Below are 20,475 nucleotides of genomic sequence, written 5' to 3'. Positions count from 1 at the left end.
GAAGTTAATATAGATACTTTTACAGATAACAAGAATTGTTATCTGCCTTATTGTCGCCGTTTGTACTGTTGTTGTCACCAACATTATTATCAGCTTCCATATTTTTGGTTGTATATAATATTGTCTGGGCAACATTATTTGCTACAATCACAGGAATCATGACCATTGATAAGCGCTATTTGGACAAGGCAGCTACATTGGAACTGACAGGTGTAAAGCGGTTCATGAAAGTAATTCTGCCGGCAGCAAGTCCATCTATTCTGGCCGGTTTTGTAAATTCACTGAGAAGTTCTTTTGTAATGCTTGTATTTGCCGAAATGTATGGTGGCGGTTCAGGCATGGGCTATTTTGTAAAAAAGAATTCTGAACTTGGTGTATTTGCCAATACCTGGGTTGGATTTATCTTTATGGTAATTGTGTTAGTAGTTGTAATGCAGATATTTGAAAAGGTGAAAGAGCAGCTGCTTAAATGGACAATTGATTAAAATTAAATGAAGATGAAAATATAGGGAAGTTGTGGTACATGGATGTGTATCACAGCTTCCCTTTTTTAACAAAAGCTAAATGCATTTTATAAGTTACACTGCAATGTCCGGTGTCCAGTAGATATTATTTATCAATCTCACTCAGTGCAGCTTCATCAGCAACGATTGTTACATCATTATGTAACTGAAGGATGGAAGCCGGTACTTCCGGAGTGATTGCTCCATAGAGTACTTTCTTTAAGATTTCAGCTTTGTCCTTACCACTGACTACGACCAAAATTTTCTTTGCCTGCATGATATTCTTGATGCCCATGGTATATGCCTGGCGTGGCACCTCGTCTTCGGAAGCAAAGAAGCGTTTGTTGGCTTCAATTGTACTTTCTGTCAGATCAACACAGTGAGTTTCTTTTTCGAAAGCAGCTCCAGGCTCGTTAAAACCAATGTGCCCGTTGTGACCAAGTCCAAGAAGCTGGAGGTCAATACCTCCCTGGCTGTGGATAATTTCATTATAATCATCACACGCTTTTTTAGAATCTGCTTCCAGACCATTAGGGACAAATGTGTGGGATTTATTGATATTTACATGATTGAACAGATTGGTATTCATAAAGTAACGGTAGCTTTGATCATTTTCCGGACTTAAACCTTTATATTCGTCCAAATTGATACTCGTTACCTGTGAAAAATCTAAATCCCCTTTTTTATACCATTCGATCAATTGTTTGTAAGTTCCGACTGGGGAAGAACCTGTGGCAAGTCCAAGCACACAGTTTGGTTTCATAATAATCTGTGCTGAAATAATATTTGCAGCTTTTCTACTCATGTCCTGATAATCTTTTGCTTTGTAAATAACCATAGCTATACCTCACTTTTCTTTTTTTACTTTACATTCTGATAAATAAATTTCAGATGCATTTGTTTTGTTGTTATAAAATGTGTTTTCTGTAATGTAAAATTCCTGTTTCTGATATTAAGTATACTGATTTGTTTCATTATTTCAATATTATAAGCAAATATAGAAACTAGTTTCAAGGTCTGAAAAAATTACCATTGGTTTGTGCAATGCTTACAAAAGAAGATGCATAAAATTTGTGAAAAATTGAGTTTCAGTCAAAATATATGAAACTAGTTTCGAAATACACACAACATATTGAAAAAAGTTTCAGAAGAACTTATACTGCAACTAGAACGAAGGAGGACATTAAAGATGAATCAGAAGGTAGAAAACCTGAAAGGTAAATTAATTGTATCTTGTCAGGCATTGTCAAATGAGCCGTTGCATTCTTCTTTCATTATGGGACGCATGGCTTTGGCTGCAAAAGAAGGTGGAGCATTTGGAATCCGTGCAAATACAAAAGAGGACATTAAAGAGATTCAGTCACAGGTAGATCTTCCAATTATCGGTATTGTGAAGAGAGATTACGAAGACAGTGACATTTATATTACTCCTACCATGAAAGAAATTGATGAACTGATGGAAGTAAAGCCGGAAATTATTGCGATGGATGCTACCATTTCAAAAAGACCGGGAAATAAGACACTGGATGAATTCTTCAAAGAAGCAAAAGAAAAATATCCGGATCAGCTTTGGATGGCGGATTGTTCTACTGTTGAAGAAGCAATTCATGCAGATGAACTTGGATTTGATTTTATCGGAACAACGATGGTCGGATATACAGAGCAAAGCAAAGGTGACAAGATTGAAGCAAATGATTTTGAAATTTTAAGAAAGATTGTTGCCGGAACAAAGCATCGTGTCATTGCAGAAGGAAATATTAATACTCCTGAAAAAGCAAGACATGTGATTGAGCTTGGAGCATATAGCGTAGTAGTTGGTTCAATTATTACAAGACCGCAACTTATCACAAAATCTTTTGTAGAAGAGATGAAAAAACTGGAAGCTTAATTAATTCACACATAAATCAAAAATCAAAAAAGAAAAAGGAGACAAGTAACTATGAGAAATCTTGATAAGTACAAAGGTGTTATCCCGGCATTTTATGCATGCTATGACAAAGACGGAAACATTAGTCCGGAGGCTGTTCAGGCACTGACAAAATACTTTGTTGAAAAAGGCGTCAAAGGTGTGTATGTAAATGGCTCTTCAGGAGAGTGCATTTACCAGAGCGTAGAGGACCGCAAGATTGTGCTTGAAAATGTAATGAAAGCTGCAGAAGGAAAGCTGACAGTTATCGCACATGTTGCATGCAATAACACAAAAGACAGCCAGGAACTTGCAAAACATGCAGAGAGCCTTGGGGTAGATGCAATCGCTGCAATTCCTCCGATTTATTTCCATTTACCAGAGTATGCAATTGCCAAGTACTGGAATGATATCAGTGCAGCAGCACCAAATACAGACTTCGTTATTTACAACATTCCACAGCTTGCAGGTGTTGCTCTTACACAGAGCTTGTTTGCTGAGATGAGAAAGAATCCGAATGTTATCGGTGTAAAGAATTCTTCTATGCCGGTTCAGGATATCCAGATGTTCAAACAGGCTGCAGGTCCTGATTACATTATTTTCAACGGACCGGATGAGCAGTTCATGAGCGGACGTGTCATCGGAGCAGAAGGAGCAATCGGTGGAACTTATGGTGTTATGCCTGAGTTATACTTGAAACTGGATGATTATGTAAAAGCAGGCGAGATGGAAAAGGCAAGAGAAATCCAGTATGCATGTGATGAGATTATTTACAAAATGTGTTCTGCACATGGAAACATGTATGCAGTGATCAAAGCTATTCTCAAGATTAATGAAGGATTGGAACTCGGCGGAGTCAGAGAGCCGCTTCCGGCATTGATTGATGCTGATATGGACATTGTAAAAGAAGCTGCACAGATGATCTGTGATGCGAAAAAGAAATATTTATAAGTCGTAACATCGTTGCCCAAAGGAACATAGGGAGGAAGAAAGGATGCAGGGATTTACCTATATTGATTTGATTATTTTAGTAGTTTATCTGGCAGCAGTATTATTTGCCGGACTTCATTTCGCTAAGAAGGAAATGAAAGGAAAAGAGTATTTTAAAGGTGACGGAACCGTGCCGTGGTGGGTTACTTCCGTATCTATTTTCGCAACTTTATTAAGCCCGATTTCATTCCTGTCACTGGCAGGAAACTCATATGCAGGAACATGGATCATGTGGTTTGCACAGCTCGGTATGCTGCTTGCAATCCCGATTACGATTAAATTTTTCCTGCCGATCTACAGTAAACTGGACATTGATACAGCTTATCATTATCTGGAACTGAGATTTGAAAGTAAAGGACTTCGTGTACTGGGAGCAGTGATGTTCATTGTTTACCAGATCGGACGTATGTCTATCATTATGTACCTGCCATGTATGGTACTTGGAAGCCTGACTGGAATCAGTGTAAACTTACTGATTATCATTATGGGTGTGATCGCTATTATTTATTCTTACACAGGTGGTCTGAAGTCCGTACTCTGGACAGATTTTATTCAGGGTTCTGTCCTTCTGATCGGTGTAACATTTGCCCTGGTCTTCCTTCTTGTGCATCTGGATGGAGGTTTTGGCGCGATTGCGCACGCATTTACGGCTGAGCACAAATTCCTTGCAGTAGATCAGCCAATCTTCAATGCAAATATTTTTAAAGACAGTGTATTTATCATGATTGTTGGTGCAGGGTTTAATACAATGGGATCTTATGTATCAAGTCAGGATATTGTACAGAGATTTACAACTACAACAGATACAAAGAAATTGAATAAAATGATGCTTACGAACGGAGCATTATCTATCTTTATCGCAACAGTATTCTATCTGATTGGTACAGGACTTTATGTATTTTATCAGCAGAATGCACTTCCACCGGCAGCAGCACAGGATCAGATATTCGCATCCTACATTGCATTTGAGCTTCCGGTCGGCGTGACAGGACTTCTGTTAGCTGCTATTTATGCGGCAGCACAGTCTACACTGTCAACAGGATTGAACTCTGTAGCATCAAGCTGGACGCTGGATATTCAGGCAAATCTTTCTAAGAAAGAGCTTGGATTTGAGAAAGAGACTAAGATTGGACAGAGAGTATCTCTCCTCGTTGGTATCTTTGCAATTGTCGTTGCAATGGTACTTGCAAACGGTGGAGTGAAATCAGCATACGAGTGGTTCAATGGATTCATGGGACTGGTACTTGGTATCTTGATCGGAACATTTATCCTTGGAGCATTCACAAAAGTTGCCAATACATTTGGAGCAGTTGCAGCATTTATTGCATCATCAGGAGTTATGGTCTATGTAAAATATTTCGTACCTGCTGACCATGTAACAATTTGGAGCTATTCGATTATCTCTATCGCTGTATCACTTGTAATAGGTATTCCGGCAAGTATGATTTGGAGAAAAGTAAAAGGTGACACAAGTGTGCCGGCTGCAAATACAACAATTTATAACAAATAAGGAGAAATCACTATGATTTTTGGAAATATCAATCAGTTAGAAGAGTTTCCATATCTCGAGGAAGCTGTAAAAGAGTGCTTTGAATATGCAAAAAATAACGATATTCTTTCTTATGAAAAAGGATGTCACGAGATTGACGGAGACAGGTTGTTTGTAAATGTGGTAGAGTATACAACAACGACACCAGAGGAGCGTTTCTGGGAGGCTCACAAGAATTATCTCGATATTCATGTAATGTTAAAGGGAACAGAGCAGATTGATTTGAACTTTATTCAGAACATGGAACTTAAGGAATTTGTTGAGAAAGATGATTTTCTTCCAATGGACGGAGAAAAAAATGCATCTGTTATCTTAAGAGAAGGTGATTTCCTGATCTGTTATCCAAGTGACGGACATAGAACAGCGGTACAGGTGGGAGAGCCTGAGACAATTAAAAAGGCTATTTTCAAAGTGAAAATATAACAACAATACAGGTCGTATGACCTGTGGACAAGAAGGGTGAACCGCAGAAAATGGCTGGTTTGCCCTTTTTGCAGACTATTGTGTATGAAAGCAAAGAATTGACGGATTTTCAATGTGAAAGTTGAGAAGATAAAGCGAATCAGATATAATAGATATCACAGAATAGAGATGTCATAAAAATGTGAACGGGGATTGCAAGATGAATAAGTATGTAAGCATTGATATTGGTGGAACTGCAATAAAATATGGAATCCTTTACGAAGATGCAGAGATTATATGTAAAAGATCTATGAAGACAGAAGCATGGAAGGGTGGTCCGGCCATTTTGCAGAAAGTAACAGGAATCGTGGAAGAAATGAAGCAGGAGGCGCAGGAGGAGATTAGCGGAATCTGTATCTCGACAGCAGGAATGGTAGATACCAAAGAGGGATCCATCTTCTATTCAGCGCCGTTGATTCCTAATTATGCAGGAACACAGTTTAAGAAGACACTGGAAGAGATGTTTCAGGTTCCGTGTGAGGTAGAAAATGATGTAAATTGTGCTGGCCTTGCCGAGAACCGTTCTGGTGCAGCAAAAGGAGCAAAAATAGCACTGGTATTGACGATTGGTACTGGAATTGGCGGTTGTATTGTGATTGACGGGAAAGTATTTCATGGTTTTAGCAATAGTGCATGTGAAGTTGGATATATGCATATGGATGACAGCGATTTTCAGACACTTGGAGCAGCAAGTATACTGACAAAGAAGGTAGCAGAATGGAAAGGCGAGCAAGAAGATATCTGGGATGGCTATCACATTTTTGAAGAAGCAAAAAAAGGTGATGAATTGTGTAATCGTGCAATTGATGAGATGTGCGATGTACTTGGAAAAGGAATTGCTAACATTTGTTATGTCATTAATCCAGAAATTGTTGTACTAGGTGGTGGCATTATGGCACAGGAAGAATTCTTAAAAGACCGGATTAAGGCAGCTATGGACAAGTATCTTGTGTCCAGTATTGCCAAACACACAAAGCTTGCATTTGCGAAACATCAAAATGATGCGGGAATGTTGGGAGCATTTTATCATTTCTGTAACGTGAGACATCTGATGTAGGAGAGATGAGTGTCGATGGAATATTATGTAAAATCAGTAATTCCGATTATTGAATCAAACTATGACAAATTTACGACAACAGAAAAGACCATTGCAGACTTTTTTATTCACAATCAGAAAAAGATGGACTTTTCTGTAAATCATATCGCAGAACTTTTGTATACTTCAAAAGCAACACTGACACGATTTGCACAAAAGTGTGGATATCACGGATACAAAGAATTCATTTATCAATATGAGGAGACATTTGTAGAGAAACAGGAAAAGATTACCGGGAATACACGTATGGTCCTGAATGCATATCAGGAACTTCTGAATAAAACATATAGTCTGGTGGATGAAAGTCAGGTAGTCCGGATTATAGGTTATCTGAATAAGGCTGAAAAGGTGATTGTGTGTGGGCGCGGAAGTTCAGGATTTTCAGCAAAAGAGATGGAAATCCGCTTTATGCGAATCGGTGTAAATGTGGACTCTATGACAGATTCAGATATGATGCGTATGTCATCGGTATTTCAGGACAAAAGATGCCTTGTATTTGGATTCAGTATCAGTGGGGAGACAGAGGAAGTGACATATCTGCTGGAAGAGTCGTATAAGAGGGGTGCCAAGACGGTACTGTTTACGACAAATAATCGGGAAGGTTTTGAAAATTACTGTACGGAGGTCGTGTTATTACCATCTCTGAAACATCTGAATCATGGAAATGTAATTTCACCTCAGTTCCCGATTCTTGTTATGTTGGATATCATCTATGCATATTACATGGAACAGAATAAGTACTTAAGAGAAGAGATGCATGACAGTACACTTCGAGCACTGGAAGAAAGAGAAAACAGGGAAAAGAAACTATATCAGATGTGAGATAACTCCCACTTTGGCAGGTAGCGTTAAATAAGCTGAGGCATTCTTGAATAGAAAGGAAAGAAAATATGATCATAGATAATGTGAAAGTTTACACGGAAGAGAAGACATTTGTAAAAGGTGGAATTATGCTTGACGGGGACAAGATCCGGAGAGTATATGCAGAAGAGGAAAAGCCACAGTTTGGTGAGGAAGAGGTATTGGACGGTGATGGTGCATATGCAATTCCGGGCCTGATTGACCTTCATTTTCATGGCTGTAAAGGAGATGACTTTTGCGATGGAAATGAAGAGGCGATTGAAAGGATCGCACAGTATGAGGCCTCCATTGGTGTGACCGCTATTGCTCCGGCGACCATGACACTTCCGGTGGAAGAACTGAAACAGATCTTAAGTGTTGCAGCAAAATATAAGAAAAACGGGACAAGCCCAAAAGCAGCAGATCTTGTGGGAATTAACATGGAAGGTCCTTTTATCAGTAAAGTAAAAAAAGGAGCACAAGATGAGAGAAATATTATTCCGTGTAATGTAGAAATTGCAGAGCAGTTTCTGGAAGCTTCCGACGGACTGGTGAAATTTATTGGAATTGCTCCGGAAGATAATGAAGATTATCTGGAATTTATCGAGAAAATGAAAGGGAAAGTTAACATTTCTCTGGCTCATACGAATGCTGATTATGATACAGCGAAGAAAGCATTTGACGCGGGAGCAAACCATGCAGTACATCTCTATAACGCGATGCCGGCATTTAATCATCGCGCACCGGGAGTGGTTGGTGCTGTTTATGATGGTAAGCATGTGATGGCAGAGATCATCTGTGATGGGATACATATTCATCCGGCTATGGTCAGAGCAACGTTTGAGATGATGGGGGCTGACCGTATGATTCTGATTAGTGACAGCATGCGTGCGACCGGGATGCCGGACGGACAGTATACACTTGGCGGATTGGATGTCAAGGTCGTAGGAAAACGTGCGACATTAGTATCTGATGGTGCAATAGCAGGTTCAGCAACGAACCTCGCGGATTGTATGAGAACAGTTGTAAAAGAAATGCAGATTCCACTTGAGACAGCTATTGCCTGCGCAACTATTAATCCGGCGAAGAGTCTTGGAATTGATGATCAGTATGGTTCGATTAAGGCAGGTAAGAAGGCAGATATTGTACTTCTGAAGGATAATCTGGATCTGCAGGCAGTCGTAAAAGATGGTGTAAGACTGTAAATATGATGCTAGGATTGTGGGAGTGCAAAGCACGGAACAATCCGTAGGCATCATAGTTGGGGCTTTTGCCCCAACTCATAAATATAAATGTAGGAAAGTTCGCCAGTTTGTAAGAGTACAAAAATGGCGGACTTTTTTGTTGCCAAGCATACGATAAAAAGGTCCGGTGGACCTTTTTTAGTAGACTTTTTCAGTTCGTGAAAGTTTGTTAATATGTTGCGAAGTCCATGGTATAAACTTATAATAACAGATAATAGCCCCTTCCACCTTGTATATACTCCATGGGAAGGTTCGGAAAAATATGTTGGAAATCTGTGACGAGAAGGAAAAATCAGCCTCTACTTTTCAGTGCAGGATGATGGAATTGGCATCGGGGAAGAAAAGCAAAAACTCATTTTCCAGAATTTTGAGCAGGCAGATGAATCTGAGATAGCAAGAAGGCAGGAAACAGGATTAGGTCTGGCAATCAGCCGCAGACTGATCCATATGATGGATTCAGTTCCAAGACCAAGGCCCTCATGTTTGGAGGAAACGAAATGTCTTTCTTGATCGATATCCAGGGAACCGGAAAATGTATTATCGAGAGTCTGGGTGGACAGCTGATGGTTTCTAGTCTGTAATTCTATAATTTTCTGCTGTTCCAGTACAAGCTTAGATACAACTGAGTAAATCAGAAATGCACCGGCACATTTACTGCAAAAAAGTAAAAGATGGCATAAAGTGCTGTGCTGGCAACGCTGATTAGTTCGGTATTTCCGTGGGAGAAAAAGGCAGCCCAAATACCAAGCCATATCTGAACAATTGTAAGCAGAACAATCAGGATGGCGGTTGTGACATCAGAGAAGCGCAAATGGGCAACATCGCCACCGGTCAGATCTCCCATGAAAATATCAAGGGTTACAAGGTCATAAAGTCCGGCAGTAAAGCGGGACAAAAATTCTTCTCCACTTGAGAAATCATCAATGGAAATTGTAGATGAATCAGTCAGGTCATTAAAATATGTATGAAGTATTTTTAATTCATTTGGATCATCATCAATAAAAGCGACTCGCATATGCCCACCTTCTGATGGATATGTTTTTGTTGTTTGTATCATAGCAAAATCCAATAAAAAACGCAAATCATGTGTTATAGAATAACGCGCAGAATAAAGTAAGTATCTGTCACCGAAAACTGGCAGCTTCCATTCAGTTTTTCAGCAACATACCAGATACTTTTTGTTCCAAACCCGTGTCCGGCTTCGGAAGTATATGGAAGTCCATTCATAAATTCCGGCTTATCTGCATAAGTATTTTTCAGAGAAATCAATAATTTTTCTTCATTCAGACGCATATCCAGTTTGATTTTACGTCTCGCTTCCGGAAGTTTCAGGACTGCATGGATTGCATTTTCCAAAGCATTGGAAAGAATTGCAGTCATATCCACGTCAGAGACTGCAAGAGTCTCCGGAAGTTGTATAGAGTATTCAAAATGAATATAGTTATGTTCCAGTTCACTCTCATGAGAAGATAGAATTAAGTTTATAATTTCATTTTTACAATATCGCTGTGTTACGGTTTTGTCAGAAGTATGGATGACTTCGTTAATATATTCCAATGCTTTTTCATTGTCGTTATTTTCAATATAAGAAGAAATGCTTAATAAAAAATGTCTCATATCATGGCGCAGAATAGAGACAGCGTGTTCGGAGCGACGAATTGCGTCCAGTTCCTTTTCAGACTGGATCCGCTTCATTTCCATAATCTGGTTGCGCTGTTCTGCTTCTTTATTGGCTTCGTATTCCTTGAAATAAAGAAACAAAAACATCAGATAAGTGATGCAGAGCACGAATCCGAGAAATTCGCCAACTACCTTTGAGCCGGAATAAAGAAGTAAAGTATATTTACTTGTCATATAATCAAAGATGTAATAGACAAAAGGCATAAATCCGAGGATAGCCAGTGAACGAGCCGGCTTCTGCAGAAGCTGTGCAGTAATGTCGAAAACGTAATGGACAAGCAGGATAAATACGATAATGGTCACACAGATACGGACACTGTAATAGATCCATTCCTGACTGGTCAATGTCATTGCTGTAATTCCAGTCCAGTTACTGATCTGGCAGCAGAGGTATGCAGTCAGAACAGCCAAAATGGAGTTGGCCATTTTATATTTGTAATAAAAAGTAAGAAACAATACAAGCGGAATGTGAATAATGAAAGGATAGACCTGTTTCGTGAAACTGGTTCCATGCAATACAAAAGAAAGCACATAAAAAACACCTGTAATACACGAAAAAGTTAACAAGGCAAGGATATTCTTCCGGTTCATGCGGATGCCGAGAAATGCAGCAGATGCGTAGACACCGAACAATAATGTAGTTGTGTTATGAATCAGGCTTAAAATATTTACAAGCATCGTAGTTTCCTCTTTTGTTCGAAAATATGTGGATAAAATCCAGATCCGGTGTACAAATCGTGGAAAACATATCTATATATCAGGAGTCCTGGAACATCTGGGCAAAATAGGCCTCTTTGAAAGCTTTTGCGTAGCCTCTGGAAACCGGAATGTTCCGCCCGGATTTCGTAGTAATCTCAGCTGCGGTAAAATGATCTACATTTTGCAGATACACAAGGTAGCTTCGATGACATTTGAAAAATCCATCCTGCGAAGAGAAACGCTCCTCAAAGGAATGAAATGGTTCTGCGGACTCTATGATATTGCCGGAGCGCAGATGAAAGAAAACTCTCTTATTCTGAGCTTCTGCGTATTCAATTTCATGAAAATACAGTTTCTGATAACCGGTGACAGTTTTGATTACCATGTTCTTTGGTTCTTCTGCAAATGATTGGGCACATTCGTCCAAAAGTTCCTTGAGCTTATCATAGGCAATTGGTTTCAGCACATATCCCTGAGCTTTGACCTCATAAGACTCTAAGGCAAATTCCGGTGATGAAGTCAGAAAGATGATTTTAACGGACTTATCCCGCTGACGAAGTTCCCTGGCAGCATCCATACCATTTAAAAGAGGCATGATAATGTCCAAAAAAATAATATCTAGCCGTTCTTCTGTATTGGCAGCGACTAGCTTATCACCGTTATTAAAAGTGTATATCTTTACCGGGATTCGGCGTTCATCGGACCATTTCCGAATTAATTTTTCAGCACAGATCAGGAACATCTTGCTGTCATCACAGATGCCTATTTTCAGCATATTCTCACTCCAGTTCATTTTTCTATAAATATATTTTAATATAGAAACACTTTTCTTTCAATAAAATCAAATTGCAGTTCGCGCCGTATAAATGACAACTCGCGCCGGAGACAAAAATAGGACAGGAAAATGGGTATAATGTTAGGTGGGATTAGGATAATTAATTTGGTAAGAGTGGTTCCACAATCATCACATTTTCAAAGAAGTATATGAGCAGCCTTTCAGCAGGAAAGCATACTGTTAAAGTGAACTTCACAGATGGTTCCACAGAGACAACTCTGACAGTAGCACAGAAAGATACAAAAGATACAGGTAAGACTGACGTAGGAAAGAAGCCAGCTTCTAAATCAGCAAAAACAGGAGACAACAGTAACTTGATTGCATGGTTCATCCTATTAGCAGCATCTGTTTGTATCGTAGGTTCTCTCAGAGTAATCAGAAGACAGAGAAGAAGATAATAACCTCATAATTTAATAAAACAGGAATGCATAATATACGCCCCGTAAAATATTCACATTTTGCGAGGCGTTTTTGTATGAGATAATAATCAGAACAGCTACAATTTCAAGGAATGGTATGTCAGATATCAAATATCCACGTCTTCAGTATCGGATGCAGCTAATGTTCCATGTACAGTTGGTTCTATGGTATCGGCCATTATATGTTCCAGGAACTGCATTCCGCTTCCTTCGAGAAAGCGCCCGTAAAGTGGAAGCTTCGTCATCTCCCCTGTGATGGAAGACAGACCTTCTAAAATAAGCTCTTTCCCAGGAGACTCGGACCAATGTGCCATTAATTCGTTGCTTTTGAAATGTAAATAAAGCTTTCGGCTCATGGCTTCTTCCAGATAGACCATATCAAGAACAAGAACCGGAGCGTGATCTGCATCAGTAGTATACTCACATTTTACAGCTACAAGGTAAGTTTCTCCATGAAGTGTAATTAGGTTATCGATATAACGATCAAAACTTACAGTCAGCGTACAATGTTCTTCTCCTTCCAGAAAGTGAATATAAAATTTGTCTGGACAGTTGATTTTGTCATATTGAAAAGAAATCTGTCTGATTCCGTTTGTCATATTATTATGGAATACCTGAATAATCAGTGGAAACAGGCCAACACTTGCGGGATTTATATTGTAGCATTTTCCGTCTAAATCCTTTAGCAACCGGACATATTTGGGATATATTGCATGGCTTCTGGAATATCCGCTTTTCTTTGCCCAGCCGCCGCGTCGGATCTGCGGCATGCAGGAAGGTCCATGGGAAAGTGAGTGAACCAGGTGTGTCAGTTTGTGATACTCGGCAGGATTTTCAGGGAGAGCATATTCAGATGCCTGATATTCCTGTGGAAATGCATCACGTATCAGATCTAGCATGACGTTATTCTGGAAGAGTTCATTGTTTCCCGCACAGGTGACAATGACCATGTCAAGGTCAGGATACACGATCACATTCTGTCCGAGCATACCATTGAATTCAAAACTGTTCAGACGATTCTCCATCCAGATCTGGTATCCGTATCCGTAAGTTCCTTCGATACTGTCAACCTGTTTTGTGGTCGATTCGCGGATCCAGTCGGCCGGAATGATCTGCTTTTCGTGCCATATGCCGTGGTTTAGATAGAGCTGCCCTAATTTTGCCATGTCTTCCGGACAAATAAAAAGTCCCCAGCCGCCTTTTGTGATGCCTTTTGGGCAGGTCTCCCAAAGATAGCGGGTGATGCCAAGAGGCTCAAATAGACGTGGCCGCAAGTATTCCTCCAGTGTCATCTCCGTGCGTGCACTGACAATTGCAGATAATACATAAGTATTCAGGCTGTTATACTGAAATTCTGTGCCAGGTTTCCCTGATACAGGTGCATTCAGATAACTTTCCAGCCAGTCATTACCAGAGACAATCCCAGACTCGTTAAATGTTACACCACTTGTCATTGTCAGTAGATGCCGTACTGTGACTTCCGGTCGGAAGATTTTAATCAGTGGATTGACTTTTCCGGGAAAGATATTGTATATGTTTTCATCTAAAGAAAGTTTCCCCTCATCGATTAGCAATCCGATTGCCATACTGGTAATACTCTTACACAGGGAATGGGAAATGTGCCATATGCCGCTCCGGTAAGGCGCAAAGCTGCAGTCACAGATTACATTTCCATGTCGCAGTACAAGAAAGTGATGCATATCCGTGTATGGAGATGCAGATAAGTTACTTAGTAAATGTATCAGTTTCTCGGAAGAGACACCCTGGCTCTCCGGTGTAGCGCGCAGGAAAGCCTGTTCATACGGAAGGTTTTCCGGAAACGGGATTTTCTGTGGTGTGAAATCAACTTTACTAACCCCGTTGGTCTTGCCGAGAATCATATTTGTGATCATTTCAATCACAGCAAGCTGCTCTTTTGCCATGGCAGGTCACCTCCATATAAAAAATAACATGCAGCAGAGCACATCCATCTCTGCTGCACAGTTTGCAAGTAAAGCTCTTGCTTATAGTATAACATTATTCTTCCCCGACTACCCAATCTTTTTTCAGATACCAGACAGCGCCTTGCCAGTAAGTCTCTTCCGGAAGTGGATCCGTAAAAAGATGCTGCCAGCTTTTCTTGATTTTCTGAGCCAGAAGCGGATAAAATGAGGACTTCATAATGTCCAGTGGGTCGCGGACGCCCTGACGCTTATATTCCTGCTCAAAGGCGGCGATTTCTTCATCAGTTCCAACATATTCCATGTTCAGAATTTTATTCCATGTTCTCCGGTCAAAAAGAATCAACTCGTCTTTGGGAATTTCCAGGTGCATACGTCGGCAGCCAGCATTCGGAACTGCCCATTTTTTATCACGGTACATCCAGATTGGTGATTCAGCCTCTTGTGGCTTTGGAATGATCTTTACAGCTTTCTGGCGGAAAAACTTGTAAGCAGTGTCAAAAATCCAGGCAGTGTCTTGATATTTCTTTGTGATATAAGCCTGTTTTACATAGTTTACGCCATCTTTATCTACAATATCCCAGACAAGGTCAGGCTGCGTGCAATACATCGTGATAGTGTCTGAGGCTGATGATATATTATTCTTCGTCATAAAAACGTACCTCCTTGATCCACTCTTTCTTTAACTTCCAGCAGGTTCCGACCATGAGGGACGGATCATCCGGCTGAATCGTAAAAATTCGATCCCAGCTTTTGATAATTTTCTGCCTGAGCAGCGGGTAGAAGTTTCCTTTACTGGTTGTAACTAATGAATCTTCGGAGGCGATTCCATATTTTTTTAACTCTTCCATGTGGGCCTTTTCATCGGCCTCATCCAGCGGCACATAGAAATAATTGACGCGATAGCCCCATTTGTCAAAATTGCAGATCAGGTATTCTCCCTCTGGAATCTCGACTTCGAATATGATTGCGTGTTCGGTCGGCTGTAACATCATATCCTCACTAACACTGAGCCAGACTGGATATTTCAGATCTTCTGGGATGTCAATATATTTTCTTGCAGCTTTTGTGTACCATTCATACAATTTTAGATAGAATTCGGAAATGGTATCATTTTTTTCCTCGATATATTCTTTCTTTACAATATATTGACCTGTTTTTTGAAGCTCATCCCAGACAGCTTCATGTTGTCTTGTCCAAAACCGCATAGAAAAAACCTCCTTTATGATAAGTATAAAAACAGTTTCCTCTCGGGATGCTTTCGTGCTATTGAGAAATGTTTTGAAAATACTTAATTGTTAATTCTATGGTAAAACATCTGAAAAAGGTTTGCAAGACAATAATAAGCATGCTTATTAAATTTGTGGGTTTCGATTATATAAAAAAGATATATGGAAATGTATATGAGAATATGTTTTTTGTGGCAGAATAAAAACAGCGTGGTATAATGAAAAATATATCAGGGAACGTTAGGAAGAAAAGATATGAGAGTACTATTAGTTGGGAATACCGGATACATAACAAAAGAATTTGTGCAGGAAGCTTTCCCCGAGAGCGAAGTATTTATAATGGGGAATTCCTTGTTGAAGACAGAGCGGAAAAAGCATTTGATCGTGCGCCCATTTCCAGAGCGAGATGAAGAGCTGGAAGATATTTTCCGCACTTATGATTTTGAACTTATGGTTTATTTTTCTAATTATATTACATTTCATGGAACGATGGAAGGTGAAGCAGAGAAGCTTCGAAAAGTGTTAAGTTATTGTAAACGCAGTAAAGAGATCCATGTAATCTATCTAACTGGTCCGGAGGCGGGGTATGCAGCTACGACCGGAAAGACACTTCTTGTCCGTGGAGCCGAGAATCTGTGTTGTCAGTATGGGAAAATGTACCAGATTCCGGTCAAAATCGTAAGAATTCCGTATCTGTATTCCGGAGTTTATAAGGAAGATTATTTTTATAAAATGTTTGCAGCTATCCGTAGTGGGGAGCCGGTGGAGATTCAGGAATCACCTGATCAGCCACTCCAGTTTTTGAACTCCATGGATCTGGCAGAACTTTTGGAGAAAATGAGTGATAACTGGGACGAGGAATATCACTATCTGAATGTACCAAATGTATTTTCAAATACTTTTCGGGAGCTGGAACAGAAAATAAAAGAGATAGATGCAAGTGTACGGATCGAGAATAGAGGACTTACCCCGGTTGAAAAAATTCCACCGGATGATAAAGTCGTACGTTTTAAGTATGGCTGGTTTCCAAAGATTTCACTTCTGGAGGATTTTTCCGACATCTATGATCAGTATCTGGACTCTATCGGAGAAAAGGAGCGGCGGATCGATCGCTGGAAAATCTGGCTTGATAAACACAGACCAATAGTAAAAATAGTAGAACTGGTCATTGGATTTTTTCTGTTTGAATTTTTGAATCATCTTGCCGGAAATCAGGCGCAGTTTAAGATGATTGATCTGCGGCTTGTATTTATTGTGCTTTTTGGAAGCTTGTACGGAATTAACTACGGGATTGCGGCTGCAGCTCTTGAGACGATTTCGCTTTTGGCAGCCTATGAAAGAGAAGGGGTAGGGTGGACAACATTGTTCTATGAACCGTCCAACTGGATCCCATTTATCTTTTATTTTGCAGTAGGAGCAATCTGTGGATATGTACGGATGAAAAATAAAGAAAATATAGAATTTGTTACGGATGAAAATAAACTGATCCAGGAAAAGTTTTTGTTCATGCGAGATATGTATCAGGATTCGCTCTATGACAAGAGAACGTACAAGAAGCAGATTATGGGGAGCCGGGACAGCTTTGGAAAGATTTTTGATATTACAAGAAAGCTTGATACGGTGCTTCCACAGGAGCTTTTTATAGAAACGATACATGTGATGGAGGATATGCTGGAGAACCATGCAGTTGCTGTGTACTCCCTTGGAAAAAACAGTGAGTTTGGACGATTGGAGATTGCATCGAAAGAAATTAGAAGTGAGTTTCCGAATTCTATACGGATCAGTAAGTATCAGGCAGCTATTTCGGAGCTGGAAGATGGAAATGTGTGGGTAAATCGTGAGCTTCTCCCGGATTATCCGGCTTACATGGCAGGAATCAGGAAAAACAAAGAACTTGTGATGATTGTCTGTATTAAGGAAGTCCGCAGTGATCAGATGACGCTTTATTATATGAATCTTTTCAAAATTCTCTGTGGATTGGTGGAAGTGGCACTGCTTCGTGCACTGGAGTATCAGGAGGCTGCGAAGAATATGCAGTATGTGGAAGGAACACATATTTTGAAGACATCCTATTTTATGGAACGATTGGAAACATTTCATGCGATGCAAGATGAGATGGTGGCGTCCTATATTCTGTTGCGGCTGGAACATCCAGGCAAGTCAAAAGAGGAGGCAGATCAGATCCTGCAGCACCTGATCCGTGCGAATGACGTATGGGGGATTTCTGAAGAAGGAGAATTATACCTGATTCTGTCTCAGACGGACAAGGAATCACTTCCAATTGTAAGCGGGCGGCTTAAAAAAGCCGGAATCATCACCTATGAGACCGGTATCGCCCAGATTGCACGAGGTGGAGGAGAAGTATGATTCAGATTGTAGTTGGAATAGTACTGATTCTTTTGCACATCATCTGTTGTATTCTTGTATGGGTAGGAATCTGTACTCATATTATAAATGTAAAGAAATATCTCATGTTCCCGGTCGTTTTTGTTCCGGTGTGGGGAGTTTTGTGTGTGTTTATCCTGCATTTTCAAATCTGGATACAATCAGATCAGAGAAAAGAAGTAGGCGTAGAGAAGATGAAGGTAAATGAAGAAATTTACAAAAATATCTTTCAGTCCGGGACGGAACAGGAGGGAAATATTGTTCCGCTGGAGGAAGCGCTGATCGTAAATGAGCCGGAACTTCGAAGAGAGTTGATCATGAATGTTCTAAATGACAATCCAGAGGAGTATGTGGAGCTTTTGAAACAGGCGCGTATGAACGAAGACGTGGAGGTTGTACATTATGCCATCACTGCCATGGTAGAGTTGTCGAAAGAGTATGATTCAAAGCTTCAGGAGTTGGAGAGGCTTCATCAGATTTCGCCGGAAGATCCGGAAGTTATGGAGCAGTATTGCGAATTTATGGAGGAATATTTAAGCCAGGGACTTCTGGAAGAACAGATAGAACGAGTACAGAGGCAGCGATATGAACAGCTTCTGGAAAAGAAGTTAAAACATCAGGAAGATTTGCACACTTGCGTATGCATGGTCAAGAATCTGATGAAGCTTGGAGATTTTGAAAAAGCACATGAGATTTTACAAATTATAGAGAAAAAATGGCACCGACACGAAGCGTATTGGATTTTGAAGGTTCAATATTGCGTAGAACAGAAGCAGGGAGAAGAACTGAAAAGAACACTAGATAAGATGAAGAAAGAGCACATTTATCTTTCTTCAAAAGGAAGGGAGGATCTGGCTCTTTGGATCGATTCATAAAGAGTATGAAAGCATTTCCATTTAAAGGAATGCTGGTAATATGGGGAATATTCATGTTGATGGGGGCTGTGCTTTTTGCGGAACGCTCTGGCATCCATTATGAAGGAAGCAAAAGCCAGAGTGCATATCTAAGTGAGAACCAGATTGTGACGGAAAAAGAAGCAGTAAAAGAATTAAAAAAGACTTGCCTGGTCATTATGGACAGCCAGCAGGAGAGCAGCCAGCTTGCGTGGGAACAATTTGAGCGGATTTTTCAGGATATGAAAGTAGGAACAGATGTGGCAGATCTTAAGACCGACACGCTTCCAAATCTGGATTCCTATGAGACAGTGGTTGTACTGATGAGCGACCTGGAGCCATTAAAGGAAGGTATTATTGAAATCAGCAATTGGGTGAAAAGCGGCGGAAGTGCCATGTTTGCCATGGCACCGCAAAAGGACACGTATGCGTCACTGATTGAGCAGAAATTGGGAATTCTCTCTTCTGGATATGAAAATAGTTTTGTGGACAGCATTTATTTTGATTCGGATTTTTTGATTGGCGGAGGAAAAAGCTATGCAATCACGGATGGATTTGATTCTGCGAGACAGGTTGAGTTAAGCGAGAAGGCACAGGTCTATGCGTGGGCAAAAGAGCCGGGAGGAATTCCTTTAATATGGGAAAATACATACGGCGACGGAAAGTTTGTAGTAGATAATTTTGGGTTATATGAAAAAGCGGTAAGAGGCTTTTATGCAGCGTCTTACAGTCTCCTGACAGATATAGGAGTCTATCCGGTGATCAATGGATCGGCCTTTTATCTGGATGATTTTCCATCGCCGGTACCAAGTGGTGACGGGACATATGTCAAACGAGATTATGGGACAAGTATTCAAGAATTTTATTCGAATATCTGGTGGCCGGATATGCTGAATCTTGCATCCAAATATGGACTTAAGTATACTGGAGTGATGATTGAGAACTATGAAGATAAAACTGACGGAGAGATCACGAAGCAGACGGACAATGAGCGTTTTCAATATTTTGGAAATATGGTACTTCATCAGGGTGGTGAATTAGGTTATCACGGTTACAACCATCAGCCATTGTGTCTGGGTGATACAGATTATGGAGATGTTCTTCCGTATAAAACATGGAAGAATGAAAAAGCAATGGAGTCTGCTATGTCAGAACTTATGCGGTTTGGTAAAAAAATGTTCCCGGGAACGCAGATGTCGGTCTATGTTCCTCCGTCAAATGTGTTGTCAGAGCAGGGGCGGAAGATGCTGGCGCAAAAGTTTCCGCAGATTAAGACGATAGCTAGTAATTATTTTGCCGGAGAATGTGCTTATACACAGGAATTTGAAGTGGCAGATGACGGTATTGTAGAACAGCCAAGAATCATTTCCGGAGCCATCCTTGATGATTATATGCAGATGGCAGCAGTGTCTGAATTAAATATGCATTTTGTGAACAGTCATTTTATGCATCCGGATGACTTGCTGGATGAAGACCGTGGGGCAAAACTTGGCTGGGAAAAATTAAAGAACCGGTTGGAGGAGTATATGGACTGGCTCTATGATTCAGCACCAGAACTTCGCAATCTGACCGGATCAGAATTGTCCGGGGCGATTGAACGATATGGTGCACTGACGTATGAGAAAAATGTGACAGATAAAAGTGTGGAACTGAAGCTGAATCATTTTTATGATGAAGCATATCTGATGCTCCGGTTCAACAATGGGATACCGGGCAAAGTTACAGGTGGAGAACTGGAGCATGTAACAGGAAATCTTTATCTGCTGCATGCAGTGAATGATGAAGTTACGATTGAGAAGAAATAA

The 20,475-nt window shown here is 40.3% G+C and carries 20 protein-coding genes; 13 read left to right on the top strand and 7 right to left on the bottom strand.

Translation table 11 applies throughout. The features are described from left to right. Positions 1 to 35 precede the first annotated feature (35 nt). A complete protein-coding gene (locus tag NQ560_RS14155; protein WP_330666810.1) occupies positions 36 to 485 on the top strand; it encodes an ABC transporter permease subunit in 450 nt (149 codons plus the stop codon). A 124-nt stretch (positions 486 to 609) separates the two neighbouring features. Here the strand turns inward: NQ560_RS14155 and nagB are convergent, their stop codons facing one another. Beyond that, positions 610 to 1,341, bottom strand: a complete 732-nt coding sequence (gene nagB / locus NQ560_RS14150; protein WP_005330740.1) for a glucosamine-6-phosphate deaminase — start codon at positions 1,339 to 1,341, stop codon at positions 610 to 612. Between the two features lie 351 nt (positions 1,342 to 1,692). On the opposite strand from nagB, the gene NQ560_RS14145 reads away from it, so the two are divergent. From NQ560_RS14145 to NQ560_RS15810, 8 genes are all read left to right on the top strand, one after another. Further along, complete coding sequence (locus NQ560_RS14145) at positions 1,693 to 2,391, top strand: N-acetylmannosamine-6-phosphate 2-epimerase (protein ID WP_040015251.1); 699 nt, start codon at positions 1,693 to 1,695, stop codon at positions 2,389 to 2,391. Positions 2,392 to 2,442: 51 nt separating this feature from the next. Next, complete coding sequence (locus tag NQ560_RS14140) at positions 2,443 to 3,360, top strand: dihydrodipicolinate synthase family protein (RefSeq protein ID WP_005330746.1); 918 nt, start codon at positions 2,443 to 2,445, stop codon at positions 3,358 to 3,360. Between the two features lie 43 nt (positions 3,361 to 3,403). Further along, the gene (locus tag NQ560_RS14135; RefSeq protein WP_005330747.1) at positions 3,404 to 4,909 is read left to right on the top strand and encodes a sodium:solute symporter family protein; all 1,506 of its coding nucleotides are present in this window, start codon (positions 3,404 to 3,406) and stop codon (positions 4,907 to 4,909) included. A gap of 12 nt (positions 4,910 to 4,921) precedes the next feature. Further along, on the top strand, positions 4,922 to 5,371 hold the full coding sequence (locus NQ560_RS14130) for a NanQ anomerase/TabA/YiaL family protein (RefSeq protein ID WP_005330748.1): 450 nt from the start codon (positions 4,922 to 4,924) through the stop codon (positions 5,369 to 5,371). A gap of 199 nt (positions 5,372 to 5,570) precedes the next feature. Continuing rightward, complete coding sequence (locus NQ560_RS14125; protein WP_005330749.1) at positions 5,571 to 6,467, top strand: ROK family protein; 897 nt, start codon at positions 5,571 to 5,573, stop codon at positions 6,465 to 6,467. Positions 6,468 to 6,482: 15 nt separating this feature from the next. Next, a complete protein-coding gene (locus tag NQ560_RS14120) occupies positions 6,483 to 7,328 on the top strand; it encodes a MurR/RpiR family transcriptional regulator (RefSeq protein WP_005330750.1) in 846 nt (281 codons plus the stop codon). Positions 7,329 to 7,396: 68 nt separating this feature from the next. Next, on the top strand, positions 7,397 to 8,551 hold the full coding sequence (nagA, locus tag NQ560_RS14115; protein ID WP_005330751.1) for an N-acetylglucosamine-6-phosphate deacetylase: 1,155 nt from the start codon (positions 7,397 to 7,399) through the stop codon (positions 8,549 to 8,551). Between the two features lie 348 nt (positions 8,552 to 8,899). Continuing rightward, positions 8,900 to 9,100, top strand: coding sequence for an ATP-binding protein (locus NQ560_RS15810; RefSeq protein ID WP_005330752.1), 201 nt, complete (start codon positions 8,900 to 8,902; stop codon positions 9,098 to 9,100). 121 nt (positions 9,101 to 9,221) lie between these two features. On the opposite strand, the gene NQ560_RS14105 is transcribed toward NQ560_RS15810, so the two are convergent. From NQ560_RS14105 to NQ560_RS14095, 3 genes are all read right to left on the bottom strand, one after another. Next, positions 9,222 to 9,605 carry a response regulator gene (locus NQ560_RS14105; RefSeq protein ID WP_040015252.1) on the bottom strand — a complete coding sequence of 128 codons (384 nt, stop codon included), beginning with the start codon at positions 9,603 to 9,605 and terminating at the stop codon, positions 9,222 to 9,224. 74 nt (positions 9,606 to 9,679) lie between these two features. Further along, positions 9,680 to 10,948 (bottom strand): sensor histidine kinase, encoded by a 1,269-nt coding sequence (locus tag NQ560_RS14100; protein WP_005330754.1) that lies wholly within the window; start codon positions 10,946 to 10,948, stop codon positions 9,680 to 9,682. 79 nt (positions 10,949 to 11,027) lie between these two features. Further along, complete coding sequence (locus NQ560_RS14095; RefSeq protein ID WP_227275493.1) at positions 11,028 to 11,744, bottom strand: LytR/AlgR family response regulator transcription factor; 717 nt, start codon at positions 11,742 to 11,744, stop codon at positions 11,028 to 11,030. Positions 11,745 to 11,953: 209 nt separating this feature from the next. Here NQ560_RS14095 and NQ560_RS14090 point away from each other — a divergent pair, with 209 nt between their 5' ends. Next, a complete protein-coding gene (locus NQ560_RS14090; RefSeq protein WP_005330756.1) occupies positions 11,954 to 12,202 on the top strand; it encodes a hypothetical protein in 249 nt (82 codons plus the stop codon). A 128-nt stretch (positions 12,203 to 12,330) separates the two neighbouring features. On the opposite strand, the gene NQ560_RS14085 is transcribed toward NQ560_RS14090, so the two are convergent. The 3 genes from NQ560_RS14085 to NQ560_RS14075 form a co-directional block, all read right to left on the bottom strand. Then, complete coding sequence (locus tag NQ560_RS14085) at positions 12,331 to 14,145, bottom strand: serine hydrolase domain-containing protein (RefSeq protein ID WP_005330757.1); 1,815 nt, start codon at positions 14,143 to 14,145, stop codon at positions 12,331 to 12,333. A gap of 94 nt (positions 14,146 to 14,239) precedes the next feature. Beyond that, entirely contained in the window at positions 14,240 to 14,815 is a 576-nt protein-coding gene (locus NQ560_RS14080; RefSeq protein WP_005330758.1) for a DUF3841 domain-containing protein, read from the bottom strand. Beyond that, the gene (locus NQ560_RS14075; protein WP_005330759.1) at positions 14,802 to 15,371 is read right to left on the bottom strand and encodes a DUF3841 domain-containing protein; all 570 of its coding nucleotides are present in this window, start codon (positions 15,369 to 15,371) and stop codon (positions 14,802 to 14,804) included. Before NQ560_RS14075 ends, NQ560_RS14080 begins: the two co-directional genes overlap by 14 nt. Before the next feature lie 276 nt (positions 15,372 to 15,647). On the opposite strand from NQ560_RS14075, the gene NQ560_RS14070 reads away from it, so the two are divergent. From NQ560_RS14070 to NQ560_RS14060, 3 genes are read left to right on the top strand one after another with little or no spacing between them, the layout of a single operon-like run. Further along, positions 15,648 to 17,759, top strand: a complete 2,112-nt coding sequence (locus tag NQ560_RS14070; protein ID WP_005330761.1) for an NAD-dependent epimerase/dehydratase family protein — start codon at positions 15,648 to 15,650, stop codon at positions 17,757 to 17,759. Next, entirely contained in the window at positions 17,756 to 18,652 is an 897-nt protein-coding gene (locus NQ560_RS14065) for a tetratricopeptide repeat protein (RefSeq protein WP_005330762.1), read from the top strand. Before NQ560_RS14070 ends, NQ560_RS14065 begins: the two co-directional genes overlap by 4 nt. Then, positions 18,637 to 20,475, top strand: a complete 1,839-nt coding sequence (locus tag NQ560_RS14060) for a DUF2194 domain-containing protein (RefSeq protein ID WP_207635661.1) — start codon at positions 18,637 to 18,639, stop codon at positions 20,473 to 20,475. The genes NQ560_RS14065 and NQ560_RS14060 overlap by 16 nt, the downstream gene beginning before the upstream one ends.

It is taken from the genome of Dorea formicigenerans (assembly GCF_025150245.1).
In the GTDB taxonomy this organism is placed as follows: domain Bacteria; phylum Bacillota; class Clostridia; order Lachnospirales; family Lachnospiraceae; genus Dorea; species Dorea formicigenerans.
Note: the sequence above shows the minus strand (reverse complement) of the source record. Positions and strands in the feature narration are given on the sequence as shown.